The organism is Pyxidicoccus xibeiensis (assembly GCF_024198175.1).
GTDB classification, from domain to species: Bacteria; Myxococcota; Myxococcia; order Myxococcales; family Myxococcaceae; genus Myxococcus; species Myxococcus xibeiensis.
The window spans coordinates 397,218-421,370 of record NZ_JAJVKV010000002.1 but is presented as its reverse complement, the minus strand read 5'-3'; the positions used below and the strand labels follow the sequence as shown (position 1 = coordinate 421,370).

Genomic DNA, 24,153 nt, shown 5'->3' with positions numbered 1-24,153 from the left:
TCTTCCTCACGAAGCCACCTTCGCCACGCCCCGCTCGAGCTGCGCCAGGTGCCGCGAGAGCTCGTCGCGGACCACGTCGAGCACCGCCTCCGGCGCCGTCCGCACGAACAGGTGCTCGCCCTGAATCATCCTCAAGGAGAAGTCGGCGACGGTGTGGTGCGACCAGCTGGCGGCGTTGTCGCGTGTCATCAGCGGATCCTGCGTGCCGCACAGGGCCGTGATGGGACAGGCGAGAGGCGGCTCGTCGTTGTACTGATAGCCGCGCACGAGCCGCAGGTCCGCGTAGAGCGGCGGCAGCACCAGCTCGAGCATGTCCGGGGAGGCGAACAACGCATCCGGGACGACCTTGAAGCGTCGCAGGAGCGCCGGGTCCGCGCCGTGCACCCCGGTGCGAATCAGCTCCGCGAGCGGCGCGGACGGCCCGCGGTGCGGCGCGTACGAAGCCGCGGTGAACAGCCGCACGGGCGACACGCCCCGGCGCGCACGGACCCGCCGCGCCAGCTCGAACGCGAGGAGGCCGCCCATGCTCGTGCCGAAGAACGCGAAGGGCAGGTCCAGCAGCGGAGCCAGCTCACGCTCCAGGGTGTCGAGCAGCACGGAGAGCTGCTCCACGGGCGGCTCGCCGTACCGGCTCTCCCGGCCGGGAAGCTGGATGCGGCACACGTCCACGCCGCGCGGCAGCGCCTTCTCCCACCCGCGGTAGGTGGACGCCCCGCCTCCTGCGAACGGGAAGCAGAACAGGCGCAGACGCGCCTCGTCCGTCAGCGGGCGCTCCGACCGGACAAGCCACTCCCCGGCCTGCGTGGGCGTGGAGACACTCACGGGTGCGACCGCGACGGGCTCTGGTGCCAGCCGCGCCGCGAGCGCCGCGGCCAGGGCACGCGGGCTGGCGGTCGCCGTGAGCTGCTCCGCGGGCAGCTCCACGTCGAGGTCCTTGCGTATCCACCCTCGCAGCTCGGTGAACTGGATGGAGTCGAAGCCGAGCTCCCCCAGCGAGGCCTCCGGCTCGAGTCCGGGCACGGGCGCGCCGTGGAGCGCCTCCATCTGACGCAGGAGGTACGCCTCCAACAGCCGCGAGCGCTCCGGCCTCGCGGCCGAGAGCAGCTGCGTGCGGTCCAGCCCGCCAGCGCGCGCTCGCTTCGGACGCGACGTCAGCCTCCGGAGCACCTCGGGCTGGATGGGCGCGTAGCTCAGGCCCTCGTACGTCGTGATGACCCGGCCGTCCGCGTCGAGGAGCCGCACATCCGCGAAGAGCCGCGTCTCCCCGGGCGCTGACGGACGCATGCGCGCGTGACCGAAGCGCTTCCCGCGCACGGACGTGAGCGTGGCGCGCGAGCGCTGCATCCCCACCCCCAGGTAGGCGCGCGAGGCGAACTCGGGCCCCTTCGGGCGCAGGACCTTCATCGACTGTGCACACGCCTCCGCCGCACAGGCCTCCGTCAGCACACGGCCGGCGAGTCCCGAGGCCTCGGGCTCGGCGAGGCCCGTCTCCGTCGGGTCGATTTCGGCAAGCAGCTCGCCATCGCCCCACCACACGCGCGTCAGTCCCTTGAAGCTCGGGCCGAACGACTGGTCCGTGTCCGACCAGCACGTCCGGTAGAACGCTTCCGCCGAAAGCTCGGTGGTGCAGCGGGCGCGGATGTCGTCCACCGTCGCCGCTTCGCCGGCCGGCTCCCCGCCCTCGTCACTCATGCGCAGCGTCCCCGCGCAGTGGCGCTTCCACTCCGGCGCGCGCCCCTGCGACTTGGGCGCGCTGTGGAGCTCGAAGCGAGCCTGTCCCGCCTCCGGGTTCGACAGCAGGAGGCGGACGCGCACCGGAGCCTCCTCGTCGAGCGTGAACGGCTCGAAGAAGACCAGGTCCGAAATCTGCGCCTGCCCCTGGCCGCCCAGCACCTCGGCCCCGGCCAGGATGGCGAGCGAGACCTGCACCACGCCGCTGACGACGATTGTCCCGAACACACGGAAGTCGCGCAGCACGGCGAGGTCCGAGGCGCGCACCTCGGTCTCGAACACCGGGCCGTCTGGCGTCTCTGTGCGGATACCCAGGAGCGGATGCCCCTCCCGGGCATGCCGGACCGGCGTCGCCGGTGCCCTGCCCTGCATCCAGTAGCGCTGCCGCTGGAACGGATACGTCGGCAGCTCGAGCCGCCGCAGCCCCTCCGGGAAGAGCCCTTCCCAGCGGAGGTCGGCGCCGCTGGCGTAGAGCCGCGCCACGCTGCCGAGGAACGTCGCCGTGTCGTCGCGCCTGCTCTTGAGTGAAGGGAGCCAGCGGTGAGGCCCTTCGGGCAGGCAGGCGCGCGCGAGAGAAGACAGCGTGGGGGACGGGCCCAGCTCGATGAACGTGTCCACCCCGAGCTCGGCCAGCGCCCTCACGCCGTCCGAGAAGCGCACGGGCTCGCGCAGCTGCCTGCGCCAGTAGGACGCGCCCGTGGCCGCTGCGCCGTCGAGCCGCCCCGTCAATCCGGAGACCCATCTCAGCCGGGGCGCCTGGAATGAGAGCTTCGAGACTGCCCGCTCGAAGTTCTCGAGGATGGGCTCCATGCGTGCCGAGTGGAACGCGTGCGACACGGGAATTCGCCGGGCCTGGATGCCCTGCGACTTCAGCGCATCGACCACTTCGGCGACCGCCCGTTCTTCCCCCGACAGGACGGTCTCCGCGGGCCCGTTGAGCGCGGCGATGCTGACATCCGGCCCGCGCGTGGCGAGCACGGCCTGCACCACTTCCTCACCGCACGCCACGGCGAACATCGCGCCGCCGGGGGGCAACGATTGCATCCGCTTCGCACGCTCGGCCACGAGCGTCACCGCGTCTTCGAGGGACAGCACTCCCGCGACGCACGCTGCCGCCAGCTCGCCGACGCTATGCCCCAGCACCGCGACCGGCTCGACGCCGAGCGAGCGCCAGAGCTCCGCGAGCGCATACCCGAGGGAGAAAAGCGCGGGCTGCGTGAACGCAGTCTGGTTCAGGAGGCTCTCCGCACCGGCCTCCTCCGCATGCATGACGGAGAGGAGCGGCTGGCTCAGCCACGGTCCGAACAGCTCCGCGCAGCGGTCGAGGGCCCGGCGGAAGACCGGCTGCGTCTGGTACAGGCCCCGCCCCATCCCCACGTACTGCGAGCCCTGTCCGGTGAAGAGGAAGGCCACCCTGGGCCGCGCTTCGCCGCGCACCACACCCGAGACGACGCCCGCCTCCTCCCGGCCCTGCACGGCGCCCTGGAGCAGCGCGCGCAGCTCGGACGCGCTCCGCCCCACCACCGCGAGCCGGTGCGGCAGGTGCGCGCGGCCGGTGTTCGCGGTGAAGCAGAGCTCCGGCAGGGAGAGCGCGGGGTTCTCCGCAAGGTACGCCTCGTACCTGGCAGCGAGCGCCCGGAGCCCCTCCTCCTGCTTCGCCGAGAGCGTGAGCACGTGTGCGCGCTCCTCACCAGACATGGCAGGGCTGGCTGGCGCGTCTGGCGCTTCCTCGAGCACCACGTGCGCATTGGTCCCGCTCCCACCGAAGGAGCTCACGCCGGCAAGGCGCCGTCCGCCGTCGCGCTCCCACGGCCTCAGGGCGTCGTTCACCTGCAGCGGGAGCGCGTGCCAGGTGATGTCCGGGTTCGGCCGCGTGAAGTGGAGGTGCGGCGGCAGCTGCCCGTGGCGCAGCGCGAGCACCGTCTTGAGCAGCCCGGCGATGCCCGCCGCGGACTCGAGGTGCCCGAGGTTCGTCTTGACGGAGCCGACCCACAGCGGGCGCTCGAGGGCGCGCCCTTCGGCGTAGACCTCCCCGAGCGCTCGCATCTCGATGGGGTCTCCGAGTGCGGTGCCCGTCCCGTGCGCCTCGACGCACTGGACGTCCGAAGGGCGCACGCCGGCGTTGGCGAGCGCGGCGCGGATGAGCTCGGTCTGCGCCGTCGGGTTGGGGACCGTGAGCCCGCTGCGGTGGCCATCCTGGTTCACCGCAGAGCCGCGGATGACGGCAAGGATGGGGGAACGCCGCGCGAGCGCGTCCGACAGTCGCTCGAGTACGACGACGCCACCGCCCTCCCCGCGCCCATACCCATCCGCGGACGCGTCAAACGCCTTGCACCGTCCGTCTGGCGCCAGCGCCCGCGCCTTGCACAGGAGCAGCGTGCCGTCGGGCGACAGGATGAGGTTCACCCCACCCGCGAGCGCGAGGTCCGTCTCTCGCGAGCGCAGGCTCTGACAGGCCAGGTGGACCGCGACGAGCGACGACGAGCACGCGGTATCCAGGGCCACGCTCGGCCCGCGCAACCCCAGCATGTACGAGAGCCGGCCCGCGATGAAGCTCGTGGCGTTGCCGCCAATCATCAGCGGGTCCGCCTCGGTGGGCTCCACACCGCCCGGCGGGTACTCGTGGTTGCTGATGCCGACGTAGACGCCGGTCGCGCTACCCGCGAGCCCGAGCGGCGCACGGCCCGCGCGCTCGAGCGCCTCCCAGCACAGCTCCCAGAACATCCGGTGCTGCGGGTCCACTGCGGCAGCCTCTCGCGCCGAGATGCCGAACAGCCCGGCGTCGAAGCGGTCCACGCTCTCGAGAAAGCCTCCGCGCCGCACGTAGAGCTTGCCGGGCGTCTCGGGGTCCTCGTCGTAGAGCGGGTCCGCGTCCCAGCGCTCCTTCGGCACCGACGACGTGGCATCGACGCCATCACGCAAGAGGCGCCAGAACGCCTCCGGCGAGTCGGCGCCACCAGGGAAGCGGCAGGCCATCCCAACGATGGCAATCGGCTCGCGCTTCTCGCGCTCGGCGGCCTGCGCCTTCACTCGGAGGTGTTTGATCTCCGCGAGCGCCTTCGCCAGCACCTCCTGGCGGTTCAGCTCAGGCTTGATTTCACTCATCGACCTGCACTCCCAATGCGGCGAGCTCGTCGGCGAGCTGGCGCACCAGCTCGTCCTCGGACGGACCGCTCTCGATGACCTTTGGCTCTTGCGCCAGCGCCGCCGCCGCGTGAACGGGCGCGGGGGTGTGAGGGGCGGGCTGCGCCGCCACGACGGCGCTCCGCAGATACGCGGCGAGCGCTTTGACTGTCGGGTGCTCGAACACCATCGTCGGCGGTAGCTTCTGTGCCAGGTCCGCCTCCAGCCGCGAGCGCAGCTGCACGCTCATGATGGAGTCCATGCCCAGCTGGAAGAAGCCCTGCCCGGACTGCAGCGCGCTCTCGTCCTCGTAGCCCATCACCTCGGCGACACGCCGCCGCACGTGTGCCTCCAGCAGTGCGGCGCGCGCGTCCGGGTCGATGGCGGCCGCCACCCGCGCGAGCAGCTCGGCGCTTCCAGTCGCCTGCTGCGTTGCGGCTTCTCCCGTCACGATGAGGTCCAGCAGCGGCCTTCTGCGCCTGGCCTCGAAGATGGGCTTGAAGCGCGCCCAGTCCACGTTCGTGAGCACGCGCTGCGCGGCGTTCGAGCCCATGAAGCGCCCGACGAGCTCGAGCGTCGGCGCGGGCGACATCACCGAGTAGCCCATCTGCGCGAAGAGCTTCTTGAGCTTCGGGGCCTGGGCGAGCGCGGCGCCCATGCCGCCGCCGGCCCACGTGCCAAGCCCGACGCTCGTCGCCGTCAGCCTCTTCGCACGGCGGTGGCTCGCGAGCGCGTCGAGGAAGTGGTTCGCCGCGGAGTATGGGCCGAGCGAGGCGGCGCCCCACGTGCCCGCTACCGAGGACAGCAGCAGCATGAAGTCCAGTGGCAGGTCCGCGGTGAGCTGGTGGAGATTCCAGCCTCCACGCACCTTGGACGCGAGCACGGACTGCAGCGTGGCTGCATCCACCCGGGTCAGCGGAGCGGCGCGGTTGACGCCGGCTGCGTGGATGACGCCACGCACGGGCGGGCCCTCGAGTTTGAGCGTGTCGAACAGCGCCTGCATCTGCGCTGCGTCCGCCACGTCCGCGGCGTGCACCCTCACCTGCGCACCCTCGGCCTCCAGCGCGCGAACCGCCTGCACTGCCTGGTGCGACTCCGAGTCCGGAGCGAGCGCCGCCCACTCCGCGCGCGCCGGCAGCCGCGTCCTCCCGGTGAGCACCAGGTGGCGCGCCCCCCTCGCCACCATCCACCGCGCCAGGTCGAACCCGAGTCCACGCAGGCCGCCGACGACGAGGTACGTCGCGTCCGCATGGAAGGTGACGGCGGCCGGAAGCTCCCCGCCCCCAGTGGGGACGAGCCTCGCCACCTTGCGCTCCCCGTCACGGTAGGCGACCTGGTCCTCGCCGTCCGCGTGCAGCAGCTCCGCCGCGACGTGCTCCGCTTCCTCGGGCGCGCGCCGTGGGTCGAGGTCGAGGAGGCCGCCCCATAGCTCCGGATGCTCGAGCGCCACCACGCGCGCCATGCCCCACAGCGGCGCGTGCGCCACGGCCAGGGGCTCCGGGCGCGAGGACGCAGCCTGTGCGCCGCGCGTGACGAACCACAGCGCCGGCTCCTTCGCCCGCGCGGCCGTGAGTGCGCGGAGGAGCGGAGGGATGGCGCCCACACCGACGCCCTGAGCCTCCTCGAGGGCAGCTGCACTGAGGGAGTCCGCTCCACCCGGCGCATCGAGGCCCCAGAGGTGGACCACCGCACGGACCGCTCCCGCCCGCTCCAGGAGCCACTTCCAGTCCTCGTCGCTCGAGGGGTCCACGAGGAAGGAGCCGGCGCCGAGCTCCCCGCGCGAGCCAGGAGCGGCCGTGATGACGTGCTGGCCCGCGGCGACGAGCCGGGCGGCGAGCCGCTCCCCGAGCCCGGAGCGGTCAACGAGCAACAGGTAGCTTCCACCCGGCGGCACCGCTCCCCGCTTCAACGGCGGCACGGCACGCCAGGAGACCTCGTACAGCCACTCGCGCGAGGCACGGTCGGCGGCGGCGTTGGTCAGCGGCGCGGAACCCTCCGTCAGCTGGACGGAGTGGACTTCGATGACAGGCCGGCCGCCCTCGTCGAGGACGCCGAAGGCCACACGACCCTTGCTGAGCGAGCGCGCGTACAGCCAGCAATGACCGCCCGTGAGACGCCGGTGCAGCCGCACACCGTCGAACCGCACGGGCATCCTCGCGTCCTCGCCCGGAACGTCGCCCGCGCCGAGGCGCAGGGCCGCCTCCACCAGCGAGGGGTGGACACGGAAGGCGCGGGTGGCCGAAGCCTCTGCGGGGCGGAACAGCGCGAGCCATTCGCCCTCGCCCTGCCAGACGCGCTCGAGCCCGGAGGCGCTGTCGCCGTATTCGAGGCTGCACTCCTTCCAGCGGGCGAGGTGCTCAGCCCCCCCGGTATCGTTGACGCAACGTGCGCGGACCTGTGAGACGTCGACGGAGGGGGGCGTGACGGCGTCCCCGGGCTCGCGCCGGATTGACCCGGAAGCTCGAAGCCGCGAGTCGCTCTCACCGGAGTAGAGCTCGAACTGCACCGGCCCCGTAGGGTCCTTGCCGGGCCCGGACGGAATCAGCACCAGCTGCCCGGACAGTGTCGCGTCGTCACCCAGCAGCACCGGCTCGTGCACCGTCAGCGACTCGAGCACCAGCGCGCTCGTCCCGAGTGCCTCGGCTGCGGCCGCGAGGATGGCCTCGAGGAGCGCGGTCGCTGGGAGGAGCCCGACACCGGAGACCCGGTGCTCGCGCCACAGCTCCAGTTCCTGGGGGCGCGACGACAGCGCGAAGAAGTGCTCGCCGGAGGCGCGCGCGGACTTCACGTGTGCCCCAAGTAGCGGGTGGGCGCGCGCCTGTTCCTCGCGGACCGCCGCTGCGCCACCCGTCCTCGGCGGCGCGGCCCAGAAGCGCTTGCGCTGCCAGGGATACCGTGGCGCATCGACCACCCGCGCTCCGGTGTCGCAGAGTGCCCGGAAGTCCACCGGTGCGCCCGCCGCGAACAACTGGGCGACGGTCTGCAGCAGGACGGTCCGGTCATCGTCAGGCCGGCGCAACGACGGGAGCACCACGCCCTTGACGCCCACCTGGTGCAGCCCCTGTTCAATGGGGTTGAGCAGCGAGGGATGGACGCTGAGCTCGAGGAACCCGTCCACGCCGTCCTTCAGCAGGCGCTCCACCGCCGGCCAGAAGTGGACGGGCTGGATGAGGTTGCTCGCCCAGTACGCCGCGTCGAAGGCCGGTTCGGTGTCCTGCCCCCCGACGGACGAGTAGAACGCCACCTTCGGACGCTGAGGCTTCAGCGACTCGAGCTGGCGGAGCATGTCGCCTCGCACGGCGTTCAAGGCCGGGCTGTGGCCCGCGACATTGGTGGCCAGGCGCTGGCAGAACACGTTGCGTGACTTGAGGGCTTGCAGCACCTTCTCGAGCTCCAACGGAGGCCCCGCGAGCACCGTCAGCCGTGGCGCGTTCGCCCCTGCCACGGACACGGTAGCGGACACGCCGAGCTCCTCAAGGACCCGTGGCACCTCCTGGAAGGGCAGCTCCACCACCATCGCGCCGCCGCGCGCTCCGGAGGTCTGCATCCGCCGGATGAGCTGGCTGCGCGTCGTGATGACGGCCGCCGCATCCTCCAGCGACAGCGCGCCCGCGACGTGCGCGGCCGCCACCTCGCCCATGCTGTGGCCGACGACCGCGTCGGGCTCCAGGCCCCAGGAGCGCCAGAGCGCCGCGAGCGATACCTGGATGGCGAACAGCGCGGGCTGCACCACGTCGAACGAGTCCGGGCGGACCTGGCCCTGGGTGACGAGCTCCAGCACCGAGAACGGAGCGACGCGCGCGATGGCCGCCGAGCAGGCGGTGAACGTCTCGCGGAAGACGGGCTCGTCACGCAGCAGCGCGGCAGCCATCCCCGGCCAGGGCGTCGTCAGGCCGGAGAAGACGAAGGTCCAGCGCCGCTTCACCGTGGGTGCCGGGTCTGCGCCCGGCTGGGAGAGGACGCTCCGCAGTGCCGCGGTGAGCTCGTCCTGGGTGCGCCCCACCACCGCCGTCCGGAAGGCGTGGTGGCTGCGACGAAGCGCGGCCGTGAAGCACACGTCCTCGACGCGTGCACTTCCCTCGGAAAGCGAGCCCTGCGACAGCGCCGACACGTAGCGCTCCGCCAGTGCGCGCAGCGCTTCCGGGCTCCGCGCGGAGAGCGGCAGGCAATGCACGCGCGGCGGGTGCGCGGAGACCGGCTTCTTCGCGGGACTCTGGCTTGGGGCCCGCTCCAGCACGACGTGCGCGTTGGTGCCGCTCATGCCGAAGGAGCTCACCCCCACCACGCCCTCGCGCCCCTCACACGGAAGCCGTTGCGTGGGCACCCGGACGGGCAGGCGTTCCCAGGGAATCAGCGGACTCGGCGTCTGGAAGTGGAGGTGCGGCGGAACCTCACCGTGCTCCAGAATCAGCACACCCTTGATGAGGCCCGCAACGCCAGCGCTCGCTTCGAGGTGGCCGATGTTGGTCTTCACAGAGCCGACGAGGAGGGGGCGCTCCGCATTGCGGCCGTCACCCAGCGCCGCCGCGAGTGCCTGCATCTCGATGGGGTCGCCCAGCGGCGTGCCGGCGGCGTGCGCCTCCACGTAGGCCACTCGCGCGGGCTCCACGCCAGCATTCGCGTAGGCCTGGCGGATGACTGCCTCCTGCGCGGGCCCGTTGGGGACGGACAGCGCGCTCGTGCGGCCGTCATGGTTGACCGCGGAGCCGCGGATGACGCCGCGGATGCGGTCCCCGTCCCTGAGCGCGTCCGAGAGGCGCTTGAGGACGACGACGCCGCAGCCTTCGCCGCGCGCGTACCCGTCCCCGGCAGCGTCGAACGTCTTGCAGCGCCCGTCCGAGGCAAGCGCCCCCGCCTGGGAGAAGTAGATGAAGGGCTCGGGCGCGAGCATCATGTTGACGCCGCCCACGAGCGCGACGTCCGCCTCTCCGTTGCGCAGCGCCTGGCAGCCCAGGTGCGCCGCGACGAGCGACGAAGAGCACGCGGTGTCGATGGAGAGACTCGGTCCCTGCAACCCGAGCGTGTACGAGAGCCGTCCCGCCGCGCAGCTGTGCGCGTTCCCGGTGACCATGTACGGCTCGAGCCGCGTCAGGGGGCCCTGGTTCTGGAGGCCGAGGTAGTCGGAGCTGGCGATGCCGACCATCACCGCGGTGCGCGTCGCGGCGAGCTGCTCGGGGACGCAGCCGGCGTCCTCCAGCGACTCCCAGGCGACCTCGAGCAGCAGCCGCTGCTGCGGGTCCATCGCTGCGGCCTCCCGGGGCGCCGTGCCGAAGAACTCCGCGTCGAAGCCGTCGAACGGGACGCCACTCAGGAAGCCGCCGCGGCGCGTGGACATCTTCCCCGGCGTGCCGCGCTCCGGGCTGTAGAACGCATCCGTATCCCAGCGCTCCGCCGGCATCTCGCTCGTGCCGTCCACGCCGTCGCGGAGCAGGGACCAGTAGCCCTCGAGATCATTGGCCCCGCCCGGAAAGCGGCAGGCCATGCCGACGATGGCAATGGGCTCGCGTACGTGCTGCTCGGACACAGCGGGAGTGGCGGCACTGGAGCGTGCCACTGCCTCCGTGTCCTTCAGGTACGGCAGCTCCCGGAGGAGGAACGCAACCATGGCATCGACCGTCGGATGGTCGAAGGTCACCGTGGCGGAGAGCGGGTGCTCGAGCGTCGTCATCAAGCGCTTGCGCAGCTCGGTGGACATGAGCGAGTCGACGCCCAGCGTGACGAAGCCCCGCTGTGGCTCGACGGACTCTGCCGGGCCCAGGGCCAACACCGCACGCAGTGCGGCCTCGACGTGCGCGGTGAGGAGCTCGCGGCGCTTCCTGGGCGAGGCGGCCCGGAGCGCTTGGATGTGTCCTGCCGCGTCGAGCTGCGGCGGGCCCCCCGCCTGCGCCTCCGAGGGCACGTCCGCTTCGCTGTCGCTCCGCTCGGGCCGGGTGGCAGCCACCCAGTAGCGCTGCCGCTGGAACGGATAGGTCGGCAGCGTGGTGAGCCGGTGTCCGCGGCCCAGATGAACCGCTGTCCAGTCGATGGCGACTCCACGCGCGTACAGCTCTGCGAGCGTCGTGAGCAACTGCTCCTCGTCACGCCCCTCCCGCGTCAGGGAGCCAAGCCATCCGGAAGCTGAAGCCGCCCCCAGCTCGAGCACCGGACCTGCTCCGAGCGCCTCGAGTGCCTTGCCCGTCGACTCGGGACGAGACGGCTCCCGGGCCTCGGCACACCACGCGTGCGCGTCCGTCCTCCCCTGAGTGTCCACAGGGTGGCCGGTGACATGCGACACCACCCTAAGCGAGCCGGGTGAGCTGGCCGCGGCGCGAGCGGCCTCCTCGTACCGCGTCCACTCGGGCGTCCCGGGCGCGGCGAAGGAGCACCGGGCCCGCGCGAGCACCAACCCGAGCGCGGACTCGAGGCTGAGCGCACCCGCGGCGCACGCGGAGGCCAGCACACCCACGCCGTGGCCCATCACCGCGTACGGCGTGACGCCCCACGAGCGCCACAGCGTCCACAGCCCGTACTCCACCGCGAACAGCGCCGCCTGCGCGCACAGCGGCTCCTCGTGCCCTGGGGCCGAAGCACCCTTCTCGGGGAAGAGCACCGAGAGCAGCGGCACGGGCAGCTCGGTCCGCAGCACTGCGTCGCAGCGCGCGAGCGCGTCGCGGAACACGGGCTCACTGTCGAACAGGCCGCGACTCACCCGAACGGGGCCGCTCCCCTCCCCCGGGAACACGATGGCGAGCTTCGGCGGCTCGGTGCGTGGGGAGCTTGCTGACAGTCCTCCCGACTGAGCCAGGGCCCGAAGCTTCTCACGGAACTCGGAGACTGACGCACCGAGCACCGCGGCCCGGTGCTCGAAGTGGCCTCGGCCGGTGCTGGCCGTGAAGCAGAAGTCGCCCTCGCTCCCGGACGCCAGCGCGGCCCCGTACTGCCCCGCGAGCGCTTCGAGCGCCGCGCCGCTCTTCGCCGACAACGTCAAGAGGTGCAGCGGGCGCTCCCGGCGAGCGGCCGTGAGCGGCGGAGGTGGCTCGCTCGCCGCCACGAGCACGTGCGCGTTCGTCCCGCTCATGCCGAATGAGCTGACCCCCGCGATGCGGCGGACGCCGTCGCGCCAGCGCGTGGAGGCCCCCGCCACGCGCACCGGGAGCCGGTCCCACGCGATGTGCGGGTTGGGCTCGCGCAGGTGCAGGTGCGGGAACAGCTCCCCGCCCTGCACCGCGAGCACGGCCTTGAGCAACCCGGCCATGCCCGCCGCGGACTCCAGGTGCCCCAGGTTCGTCTTCGCCGAGCCGACCCACAGCGGAGCCGCCGTGCCGCGGCCTTCGCCGTACACTGCCGCCAGCGCGTCGATTTCGATGGGGTCTCCGAGCGACGTGCCAGTCCCGTGCGCCTCGACGTAGCCCACCTCCTCCGGCTTCACGCGCGCGGCACCGAGCGCCTCACGGATGACCGCCTGCTGCGCGCGCCCGTTGGGCACGGTGAAGCCGCTGGACGCGCCGTCGTGGCTCACCGCGCCGCCGAGCAGCGTCGCGAGGATGCGGTCGCCGTCGCGCTGCGCGTCCGAAAGCCGCTTGAGGACGACGACGCCACAGCCCTCGCCTCGCGCGATGCCGTTGGCCTGCGCGTCGAACGTCTTGCACCGCGCATCCGGGGACAGGGCGCGCAGCCGCGAGAGCATCACGAACGACAGCGGCGACAGGAGGAGCATCACGCCGCCGGCGATGGCCGTGCTGCACTCGCCCGCGCGCAGGCTCTGGCAGGCCAACTGGACGGCCACCAGCGACGATGCGCAGGCGGTGTCCAGGGCCATGCTCGGCCCCTGGAGCCCCAGCGTGTAGGAGATCCGGCCCGCAGAGAACGCGAAGCCCCAGCCGGTGGCGGTGTACGGATCGATTCCCGAGGGGTCGGTGCCGCTCAGGAACGAGTAGTCGCTGACGCTGATGCCCACGTAGACGCCGGTGCGCGAACCCGAGAGCCGCTGCGGCGGCAACCCCGCGTTCTCCAGCGCCTCCCAGCTCACCTCGAGCAGCAGCCGCTGCTGGGGGTCCATCTGGTTCGCTTCGCGCCGCGAGATGCCGAAGAACCCCGCGTCGAACTCGGCCACCCCCGGGCCCTGCAGGAAGCCGCCCGAGCGCGTGTACATCTTCCCGGCCACGTCCGGGTCCGGGTGGTACCAGCGGTCGATGTCCCAGCGGTCCTTGGGGACCTCGATGATGGCGTCGCGCCCCTCGCGCAGCAGCTGACGGTACGAATCGAGGTCGCTCACGCCTCCGGGGAAGCGGCACCCCGCACCGACGATGGCGATGGGCTCGCGCTGCGCGTGCTCGAGCGCGTCCACCTTGCCCTGGAGCTTCTTGAGTGCCAGCAGCGTGCGCTTCTGCTGCGCGATGTCGGATGTGTCGCTCATTCGCCGAGTTCTTCCTCAGACAGCACGCTGCGTGTCAGCTCGAGCAGCGCGGACGAGACTTCGTCCGCGGACAGCCCGTCGACCTCAGCCGCCACCGCGTCCGTTCGCGGCTGCGGCGCCACGGGCGCGGATGTAGAGACGGGCGCGGGCGCATCCGGGAACAGGCGCTCCTTGAGGTAGCGGGAGAAGCGCTCCACGGTCGGGTGGTCGAACACGGCCGAGGTGGCCAGCGGCACATCGAACGCGGCCTCCATGCGGCGCCGGAAGTGGACCGCGGAGAGCGAGTCCATCCCCAGCTCGTAGAACCCGCGCCAGGGCTCCGGCGGTCGCGAAGGCGGGTGCCCTAGCACCTCGCCGAGCTCACCGCGCACGTGGGCCACGAGCAGCTCGTCCACCTCGTGCGGCGCTGCTGCCTTGAGGCGCTCCACCGTCCGGACGGCCGCAGGCGACCTCCCGGCCGCCCCTGCCCGTCCCGCCGCGAGCTCCGCGAACAGCGCGGGCGGCCGCCGGGCGTCCGAGAATACGCCGTCCCAGTCCACCTCAGCGACGGCGACTTGCGGCCGGCCGCTCCCGAGCGCGGCCCCGAGCGCACCGAGCGCGGCTTCAGGGGACATCGGACGGAGCCGGTGCGCGGCCCACCGTGCGGCGTCGAGCTTGGAGGACATCCCCGCCCCCGCCCACGGCCCGAAGTCCACGGCGGTCGCCGGGAGCCCGAGCTGGTGCCGGTGGTGCGCGAGCGCGCCGAGGAACGCGTTGGCGGCGCCGTAGTTCGCCTGGCCGGGCGCACCGAAGACGGCACCCACCGAGGAGAAGAGCACGAAGAGCTCCAGGGGCTGCCCCGCCGTCAGCTCATGCAGGCTCCAGGCACCGTCGACCTTCGGAGCCATCACGTTGCGGAGCCGCTCGGGCGTGAGCTGGGGCAGCATCGCCTCGTCCAGGACGCCGGCCGCGTGCACCACCCCGCGCAGCGGAGGCATGGACTTCGCCACGTGCGCCAGTGCGTGAGACAGCGCCTCGCGGTCGACGATGTCGACGCTCGCCACGTGAACGTTGGCGCCCTTCGAGCGGAGCCGCTCCAGGACCTCCGAGTGCGCTGGCGACACGGAACGCCGCGCGAAGAGCGCGAGGTGCCGGGCCCCGCGCTCCACCATCCACTCCGCAACCTGGAGCCCGAGCGCGCCGAGGCCGCCGGTGACCAGATAGGTGCCGTCCGACCGCAGCGACGGGCCGTGCCCCACGGCGGCCCGCACGCGCTCCAGGCGCGCCACGTACCGCCGCTCGCGACGCCAGGCGGTCTGCGGCTCCCCGTCCGCGCTGAGCTCCGCTAGCAGCTGCCCGGCGAGCGAGGTGCAATCCCCCGCGCCGAGGTCCACAGCCCTACACGACAGCTCCGGCAGTTCCTGCTGCACCGAGCGCGCGAAGCCCCAGAGCGGCGCCTGCGACACGTTCACCGCGCCCCCTTCGACAGCCTGGCCTTCCCGCGTGACGAGCCAGAGCCGCGTGAGCGGCGTCACCCCGGCCGCCTGCAGCGCCTGGACGAGGCGCAGCGCGCTCCCGGTGCTCCGCACCTCGGCCGCGCGGAGCGCTTCGAGCCCCGTGGCCGCTGCGTCGAGGCTGCACGCGTGCACGACGCCCAGGGTGCCAGCCCAGCTGCGTGCCTGGGCGACGTGCCCCTCGAACGGAGCCGCAGCGTCGAGCTCGCGCGTGACCTCGTCCACGGTGAGGGACAGACACCGCTCGCCACGTGCCTCGATCGCCTGGACGAGCGACGCGCCGACACCACCTGCGTCGCAGAGCACGAGCCAGCCGGCCACGCCGCTGCTCCCGGCGACCGGCGCGGGCGCACTCCGCCAGGAGAGGGCGTACGTGATGTCGGGTGCCTCATCGCTCCGGCCGACTGGCGCCTCGGGGCCACTGCGACCCGGAAGCGGGTCATCCACCCAGTAGCGCTCCCGCTGCCACGCATAGCCGGGCGCCGCCACGCAGCGGTGCGCAGAGCCGTGCAGGGCCCGCCAGTCCAGAGCGACGCCCTGGACGTACAGCTGGCCTGCGCTCTGCATCAACGTCTGCCACGCGTCGCGCCCACTTCTCAGGCTCGCGAGGCAGAGGGCCTCGGAAGGCAGGATGCTGGCCGCGAGGCCGGAGAGCACCGGCTGGGGCCCCACCTCGAGAAACAGGCGGCGCCCAGCCGCTGCGAGCGTCTGCACGCCCTGCGCGAACCGCACGGGCTCGCGCAGCTGTTGCTCCCAGTACTGGGCGGAGATGGACGACGCCTGCTCACCCGTGAGGTTGGTGACCCACGCCACCTTCGGCGGGCGATAGCTGACGGACGCCGCCGCACGCCCGAACGCCGGGAGCGCCGGCTCCATCAGTGCGGAGTGGAACGCATGGGACACCGTGAGCGCACGGCTCTTGATTCCGCGCGACTCGAGCGCGCGGACGACCGCGTCGACGTCCGCCGCTGGCCCCGACAGCACCACGCTCCTGGGACCGTTGAAGGCCGCGAGCGACACCGCCGGGTGCGCGGCCAGGAGCGGCTGGACCTCCGCTTCCCCTTCCTGCACCGCCACCATCACGCCGCCCGCTGGCAGCTGCTGCATGAGGCGCGCGCGCTCGGCGACGAGCCGGATGCCCTCCTCCAGCTCGAACACGCCGGCAGTGCACGCGGCGGGGAACTCGCCCACGCTGTGGCCGAGCACCGCATCCGGCACCACGCCCCACTCGCGCCACACCTCTGACAGCGCGTACTCGAGCGCGAACAGCGCCGGCTGCGTGTACTGCGTCTGGTCCAGCGGCGCACCCTCGCCGAAGAGCACCTCCGTGAGTGGCAGCGGAAGCACGCCCTCGAGCGCCCGCACGCAGCGGTCGATGGCCTGGCGGAACGTAGGGTGCGACTCGTAGAGCCCGCGCCCCATCCCCGCGTACTGGGAGCCCTGTCCGGTGAACAGGAACGTCAGCTGCGGCCGCTGCTCCGCCTGGGGCGCCCGGCCCGCGACGACGTGGCCGTGCGGAGTGCCCTCTGCGTACGCGTCCAACGCCTCGGCGAGTTCGTCGTGGCTCCTGCACACCGCGGCGAGCCGGAAGGTGTGGTGCGCTCTCCGGACGCCAGACGTGAAGCAGAGGTCCGCGAGCGCCTCGCGCCGGCCCGCTTCCGAGCGCAGGAAGGCGGCGTGCGAGCGGGCCTGCGCACGCAGCGCGGGCTCGCTGCGCGCAGACAGGGTGAACAGGCTCCAGGGCCTCGCCGCCACAGCGGAGCGCGCGGCCGGGGCCGGCGCCTCCTCCAGCACCACGTGCGCATTGGTGCCGCCAATGCCAAACGAGCTGACGCCCGCGCGGCGCGGGTGAGCGCCCTTCGGGAAGGGCTGCGCCCGCGGGGGCACGAAGAACGGCGTGGAGGGGAAGTCGCAGCCGGGATTGGGCTCCTGGAAGTGTGCGAGCGGGGGTAGCTCCCCGTGCTCGAGCACGAGGACCGCCTTGATGAGGCCGGCGATGCCGGCGGCCGACTCCAGATGCCCGAGGTTCGCCTTCACGGAGCCCACGGCGCAGCTGCCACGCGGCACGCCCGAGAACACCTCCGCGAGCGCCTGGAGCTCCAGTGGGTCTCCCACCCGCGTCGCGGTGCCGTGGCACTCGAGGTACCCCACCGTCGCGGGCTCCACGTCCGCGAGGCTCAAGGCCTCGGAGATGACGCGCGCCTGGCCCTCGTGGCTCGGCGCCATGTAGCCCACCTTCGAGGCGCCATCGTTGTTGATGGCGGACCCCTTGATGACGGCGCGAATCGGATCGCCGTCCTTCAGGGCATCCGCCAGGCGCTTGATGACGATGACCCCCAGGCCGCTGCCCTGGATGGTCCCCGCGCCACGCGCGTCGAAGCTGCGGCAGCGCCCGTCGGGCGAGAGGATGCCGCCCTCCTGGTGGATGTAGCCCACACGCTGCGGGACGCGCAGGCACACGCCCCCCGCGAGCGCCATGTCCGACTCGCCGTCCAGCACGCTCTGACACGCGAGGTGCACCGCGACGAGCGACGTGGAGCACGACGTCTGCACACAGAGGCTCGGGCCGCGCAGGTTCAGCTTGTAGGAGACGCGGCTGGCCAGGTAGTCCTTGTCGTTGGCGACCTGGAGCTGGAGGTGCTCGATGACCGGCATCGAGCCGGCCTCGCGCAGGAACTTGCGGAGCAGGTACGTGGAGTAACTGGTGCCCGCGAAGACGCCGATGGCGCCCGGATAGCGGCCCGGGTCCACGCCGCCGTTCTCCAGCGCCTCCCACGCGCACTCGAGGAACAGCCGGTGCTGCGGGTCGATGAGCTCCACTTCCTTCGGGCTGAACCCGAAGAACTCCGCGTCGAACGTCTCGATGTCGTCCAGGACAGACGCGCGGCGTACGTACTTCGGGTTGCGCAGGGACGCCTCGCTGACGCCCGCCGCACGGAGCTCCTCGTCCGTGAGGTCGCTCACGCAATCGACGCCGCCGCGGATGTTCTCCCAGAAGCGCTCGAGCGTGCTCGCGCCCGGGAACCGTCCCGCCATCCCGATGATTGCCAGGTCCGAGCCGCTCATCCCTCTGCCCCCTTGCGGCGCCCGCGCGCCTCACGCCGCGCTGCCGCGCGATCCGCTCCCGACTGCACCGCCGCCGCGGGCCCGCTCCCCTTCTGCGCCAGGAAGGCCGCGAGCGCGCGCACCGTCGGGAAGCGGAACGGGTCCGTGGCGCGCACGTCGAGCTTCAACGTCTCGCGCAGCGCCGCGGTGATGCGCACGATGATGGTGGAGTCCGCGCCCAGGTCGAAGAACTGTCCGTCCACGCTGAGCTCGGGGAGCCCGAGCTCCTGCTGGACGAGCCGGCTGATTTGAAGCTCCAGCTCGCTGCCCGGCGCGACGAACGCGGCCTTCGGCTGCGACTGCTTGAGCGCGAGCTCGGCCAGCGCCTTGCGGTCCACCTTGCCGTTCGCGCTGAGCGGCAGCGAGTCTCCCAGCACGAGCGTGGGGAGCATGTGCGAGGGGAGCCGCTCCCGCAGGAACTCGAGGAGTGTCTCCTCGGACGCCTCCTGCTTGGTGGACACGAACGCGACGAGCCGCTTCTTGCCGCCGGCAGGCGCGACCACCGTCACCGCCGCCACCCGGACCGCCGGGTGCTGCGACAGTGCCGCCTCAATCTCCCCAAGCTCGATGCGGTGGCCCTGGATCTTCACCTGCAGGTCCTCGCGCCCGAGGAACTCGATGTTGCCGTCCGGGAGCAGGCGGCCCAGGTCGCCGCTGCGGTACAGGCGCTCTCCGGTACCTGGATGCTCGATGAACTTCTGCCGCGTCTTCTCCGGGTCCCCCCAGTAGCCGAGTCCCACGCCGACGCCCGAGATGTACAGCTGGCCGGGGACCCACGTCGGCCGCGGCTCGAGCTGCTCGTCGAGCACGTGGTAGCGCGCGTTGGTCATTGGCCGTCCGTAGGGGATGCTCGGCCACGACGGGTCCACCGTCCCCACCGGGTAGCAGATGTCCCAGACGCAGGTCTCCGTGGGCCCGCCCGCGGAGATGACCTGCACCTCCGGCGCGAGCGCGCGGATGCGGTTCGGCAGGGTGACGGGCACCCAGTCCCCCGAGAGCACCACCTTGCGCAGCGTGGTCGGACGCGGCTGGGACGGGTCGCGCTCGAGCGTCTCGACCAGCATCTCCATGAAGGCGGGCACGCTGTTCCAGAACGTCACCCGCTCGCGCGTCAGGAGCTCCACCCAGTGGAGCGGGTCCTTCACCGACGCCGCGTCCGGCATCACCACGCAGCCGCCCGCCGCGAGCATCCCGAAGACGTCGTAGACGGACAGGTCGTGGTTGAGCGCGGTCAGCGCGATGTTCCGGTCCCCGGGGCCGATGCCGAAGCGCGCGTTGACGTCGAGCATGCGGTTGACCGCGTTGCGGTGGCTGAGCATCGCCCCCTTGGGCAGCCCGGTGGAGCCGGACGTGTAGATGACGTACGCGAGATCCTCCGGCGCGGGAGGTGCCACCGGGCGCAGGGTTTCCGGGCCCTGCGGCTGGGCGTCCTCCACCCGGACACGCTCCAACCCCGACGGCCAGGAGACCCTCGCGTCGATGTCCTGCCGCGTGAGCACCACGCGCACCTGCCCCTGCTCGAGCAGGAGCTTCAGCCGCTCGGGGGGCAGCTCGGGGTCCACCGGCAGGTACGCCGCACCGCATCCTTGAATAGCGAGCACGGAGACGAGCTGCTCCCACCCCTTCTCCAGCACCACGCCGACGAGGCTGCCCTTCGCGCAGCCGACGGCCCCGAGCCGGTGGCTGAGCGCGTTGGCGCGTGCATGCAGCTCCCCGTAGGTCAGCGTGCGGCGCGGGCTGATGACGGCCTCGGCTTGGGGACGCGCCTGTGCCTGCGTCTGGAAGAGCGAGTAGAGCGTCTCGGTGGAGACGGGCGCGTCCGTGGCGTTGAGCTCCGCGAGCAGCCGCACTGTGTCGGCTGGCAGCGCCACGCGCCGCGCACGGACCTCCGTCCAGGCCGCCTCCTCCGTCGCGAGCTGCTCGAGCAGGAGCCGGTAGCTCTCGAACATCTGGTCCAGCATGCCGGCGGGGAACAGCTCCTCCACCGAGTCCCAGGACGCGGCGAGCCCGCCCTCCTCCTGCTGGACCTGGTTGTCGATCCACAGTTGCGGCGTCTGGGTCAGCGTGAAGACCGGCTCGGAGATCTGCTTCCACGCGGACGCCCAGTCGGCGTAGCCCTCGGAGCGCAGGCTGAGCAGGCTGGCGAAGACGATGGGCAGCGACGCGTTGGACGACTTCTGGACGCGCGCGAGCTCCCGCAGCGCCTGCACCCCGCTGATGTGCTGCGTGTGCTCGATGTCCTGCCACAGCTGGGCCTGGGTCCGCTGGACGCGCGACTCGAAGCTCTCCGGGACGGAGAGGTCCAGCCCCAGGAGGACCATCGAGGTGAAGTCGCCCAGTAGCTCGTTGACCTGCGGGTGCATGGGCATGCGGCTGAAGAGCGGGATGTTGAGCGTGAAGCGCGGGCTCTTGCTCCAGGCCGCGAGCACCTCGGCGTAGACCGAGCTGAGGACCGACGAGAGCGTCAGTCCGCGCGCCTTCGCCCTCGCCTGCAGCTGCGCCCAGCGCGTCGCATCCAGCCGTGCCACCCGGCGCTTGAACCGGCTCGTCTTGAGCGACGAAGGCGCGCGGGCCAGCGGGAGCTCCGGAGCGGGCGGCAGCTCGCGCACGCGTGAGCGCCAGTACGCCAGGGACTGCTGCGCCGTCGCGCTGTCGTGCAGCTTGCGCTCCGCCAGGACGTAGTCCCGGTAGGAGATGTCCAGGGCCGGCAGCTCCGTGTCCGGGTGCTGGTACGCCCGGGCAACGTCGTACGCGAGCAGCGCGAGGCTGCCGCCGTCGAGCTGGACCAGGTCGACGCTCTGGTGGAGCCGGGTGACGCCGCCGGGCAGGCGCGTCGCGCGGACCTCGACCTGCGGCGCCCGGTCGAGCGGGAGGACCTGGTGCGAGAGCGCGTCGCGCACCTGCGCGAGGCCGGCCTCGACCTCCGCGGGCGAGGCCTGACTCAGGTCGAGCACGGTGATGCGCAGCGGCGGGACTTCGCGAAGAATCTGCTGACGCCCGTCCGGGAGGATGACCGCCCGGAGCATGTCGTGCCGGGCGATGACCTTCTGCCAGGCGCGCTCCATCCGGGGCACGTCCAGGGGATGGAAGTCGTGCTCCCAGTACACGTGGATGGACACGTCGCCCATGTCCACGGCGCCGCCCCGCCCAAGCCAGTACGCCTGCTGGATGTCGGTGAGGGGGAATGGCTCGTAGCGGTTCGCGGGGTCGGAGACGAGCGGAGGGACCTCGGGCTCGACCGGCTGCGCCTTGCGCGCCCGGAGCAAGGCGAGGAGCTGCGGCTTGTGCTCGGTGAGGCGCTGGCGGACCTCCGCGGTGAGCGCCCCCTTCGGAGCGTTCACGGACAGCTGGTCGCCCTCGCCGAGCGAGAGGTGAATCCCCTGCTGCGCGAGTCCGGTGAGAAGTTCAGTGACACTCATAGCAGGATGACCTCGCGCTCCTCGGTGTCGGGGCCGTGAGCGATGGGTGGCGGCCCTCCGGCCAGGGCACTGGATGCCGCCAGGTGGTGCTCGATGTCCTGCGCGAGGTCCGCGATGCCCGCGCCCGTGAGCAGGCGCGCCACCGCGAGGTTGAACCCGAACTCGGACTTGAGCTTGCGTCGCAGCTCCACCGCCATCAGCGAGTCGAGCCCCAGGAGGACGAGTGACTTGTTCGCGCTGAGCTCGTCGGCGGCAACGCGCAGCGCCTTCGCGAGGTGCGCCGTCAGGTGGGCCTGCAGGAGCACGCGATGCTGTGTGGCAGGCGCTGCAAGGACACGTGCCGCCGTGTCATCGGCACGCGTGGGCTCGATGGGCTCCGAGCCGTCCGTCGGCCGGTGGAGCCAGAACCGCCGGTGCTGCCAGGAGTGCCCGGGGAACGCCACGACGCGCCGCCCATAGGGCCGGTCGAAGCTCCGCCAGTCGAGGTCGACGCCGCGCTCGTAGAGGCGCGCCACGCACTCGACCAGCGCATCCCAGTCCCCCCACCCTGCCCGGAGCGAAGGCAGAAAGCCGGGCTCGCCGAGGTGGCCGGGCTTGCTCTGCGCCATGCCGAGCAGGAGGGTGACCTTCTGCCCCTCGAGCGCTCGAGCGAGGTCCGTCCAGCGAAACGGTGGGAGCGCCTCGTGTACCGGGTACCCGACGCCGTCCGCCCGCGAGGGCCGCGCTGCGAGCGTGCGCACCGCCGTATCGAGATCGATGGCCCCTGCCACGCACGCGGCTGTCACCTCGCCGACGCCCATGCCGAGCACCACCGCCGGCCGCACGCCCCATGACTTCCACAGCTCGGCGAGCGAATACCCGAGGGAGAACCGGGTCTGCTCCGCGGCGGGCACCTCCCGCTGCGCGCCCGAGGCCGCGAAGGCGGCGGTGCAGCGGTCGAGTGCGTCGCGGAACACAGGCTGCGTCGCGTACAGCTCCTGCCCGTGCGTGCCCTGCGGGAGGGGCTCGTCCTGGAAGAGGAACCCCACGTGCTGCCGCTCGCGGCGCTCAGCCGGCGCCCCACCTCGCCAGGCACGGAGCCCGTCCCTCAGCTGCGCAGGAGTCCGACCGGTGACCGCGAGCCGGTGTGAGAAGTGGGCGCGTGCGGCGTTCGCAGTGAAGCAGAAGTCTCCGAGCGACGGCTCGGGGGTCGCGTCGAGCAGCGGTGCCACGCGCTCCACCTGCGCGGCGAGGGCTTCGGCTGAGCTCGCGGACAGCGTGAGCACGTGCACAGGCCGTCGCGCCGTCACGTCCGCAGCGCTCCGGAGCGGCGGCTCCTCGATGAGCACGTGCGCGAGGGCGCCGCTCAGGCCGAAGCCGGTGACCCCCGCGATGCGCCGCCGGGCCCCTCGCGGCCACGGCTGCGGCTGCGTGGGGATGACGAGCGGCGTGTCCGTCAGGGGGACGCGCGGGTGCGGCGTCGAATAGTTCAGGTTCGGAGGGATGGCCTCGTGCTGGAAGGCGAGGATGACCTTGATGACGCCCGCGGCGCCGCCGGCGTATTCCAGCTGCCCGAGGTTCGTCTTCACCGCGCCGAGCACACACTTCGTCCCGTCGGGCCGTGGCGATCCGAAGACGTCCTTGAGGGCCTGCAGTTCGATGGCGTCCCCAGCCCAGGTGCCCGAGCCGTGCGTCTCGACGTAGTCCACGTCCGCGGGGGTGAGCCCCGCGCTCGCGAGCGCATCGCGCATCACGCGCCGCATCGCCGGCACGCTGGGCGCCGAGACGCTCGCGCCGCGGCCCGTGCTGGTGGAGGCCGAGCCGCGCAGCAGCGCGAGCACCGGGTTGCCGTCGGCGAGCGCCTGCGAGTAGCGCTTGAGCACCAGCAAGGCACAGCCCTCGCCCCGGACCGCGCCGTCCGCCTTCGCGTCGAACGCCTTGACGCGACCGTCCCGGGACATGAGCTCGAGCTTGCAGAAATGGAAGGAAATCTCTGGCTGCAACAGCAGCGTCACGCCGCCGGCAATCGCGAGGTCCGACTCCCCTCGCCGCAGGCTCGCGGCGGCCAGGTCCAGCGCCACCAGCGACGAGGCACACGCGGCCTCGATGGACAACGTCGGCCCGTGGAACCCGAACACGTGGGACAAGCGGCCGCTGGCGACACTGGTGAGGTGGTCCGTCACACCGTAGTCGTCCAGGTGCCCTGGCTCGCGAACGCGGTTGTAGCCCTGGTCCGCGAGCCCCACGAAGACGCCCGTGCGGCTGCCAACGAGCCCCGTCGGAGACTCGCCCGCGCTCTCCAACGCCTCCCAGCAGACCTCCAGGAGCAGGCGCTGCTGCGGGTCCATCCGCGCCGCTTCCTCATCGGTGATGCCGAACGGCTGCGGATCGAACTGGTCCGCGCCCTCGAGGAAACCACCCCAGCGGCCGTACATCTTTCCGCGAGCGTCCGGGTCCGGGTGGAAGAGCGCATCGATGTCCCAGCGGCTCTTCGGGATCTCGGTGATGCCACTCCTTCCTTCCTGCAACAGACGCCACAATGCCTCAGGGGAGCTGGCGCCGCCCGGGAAGCGGCCCGCCATGCCGACTACGGCCACCGGGTCGCCCTCCTGCTGCTCGCGTTGCAGCAGCGCGAGGAGGCTGGACCGCTCTTCCGAATCGAGGCCGGAGAGCAGTCGCGCCATGGCACCACGTACCTCATCCTTCATCACCCTCTCCTCCCGCATGAGCTGTGCGGCCACTTGCGGGGCGCTTGAAAAAAGCAGCCACGCCGTCACCAGGGTTCTGAGGTGGGCAGAACCAACTGGAAGACGGCCCGAAAGGGCGACCGACCCGCCAAAATGCAACGAATGTCGCGCACCCTACAGTCTCAGATAAATCGCTGTAAACGACGCGAGATGTCTGGGCT

General features: G+C 72.1%; 5 protein-coding genes. All 5 read right to left on the bottom strand.

All coding sequences use genetic code 11. The features are described from left to right. Positions 1-6: 6 nt before the first annotated feature. Genes LXT23_RS09800 through LXT23_RS09780 form a run of 5 tightly spaced genes read right to left on the bottom strand, consistent with a single transcriptional unit; the run spans position 7 to position 23,929 of the window. A complete protein-coding gene (locus tag LXT23_RS09800) occupies positions 7-4,836 on the bottom strand; it encodes a type I polyketide synthase (RefSeq protein ID WP_253979845.1) in 4,830 nt (1,609 codons plus the stop codon). After that, entirely contained in the window at positions 4,829-13,249 is an 8,421-nt protein-coding gene (locus tag LXT23_RS09795) for a type I polyketide synthase (protein ID WP_253979844.1), read from the bottom strand. The genes LXT23_RS09800 and LXT23_RS09795 overlap by 8 nt, the downstream gene beginning before the upstream one ends. Continuing rightward, positions 13,246-17,808 (bottom strand): type I polyketide synthase, encoded by a 4,563-nt coding sequence (locus LXT23_RS09790; RefSeq protein ID WP_253979843.1) that lies wholly within the window; start codon positions 17,806-17,808, stop codon positions 13,246-13,248. Before LXT23_RS09790 ends, LXT23_RS09795 begins: the two co-directional genes overlap by 4 nt. After that, positions 17,805-21,266: a non-ribosomal peptide synthetase gene (locus LXT23_RS09785; protein WP_253979842.1), complete on the bottom strand. Its 3,462-nt coding sequence runs from the start codon at positions 21,264-21,266 to the stop codon at positions 17,805-17,807. Before LXT23_RS09785 ends, LXT23_RS09790 begins: the two co-directional genes overlap by 4 nt. Then, positions 21,263-23,929 (bottom strand): type I polyketide synthase, encoded by a 2,667-nt coding sequence (locus LXT23_RS09780; RefSeq protein WP_253979841.1) that lies wholly within the window; start codon positions 23,927-23,929, stop codon positions 21,263-21,265. The genes LXT23_RS09785 and LXT23_RS09780 overlap by 4 nt, the downstream gene beginning before the upstream one ends. Positions 23,930-24,153: the final 224 nt, after the last annotated feature.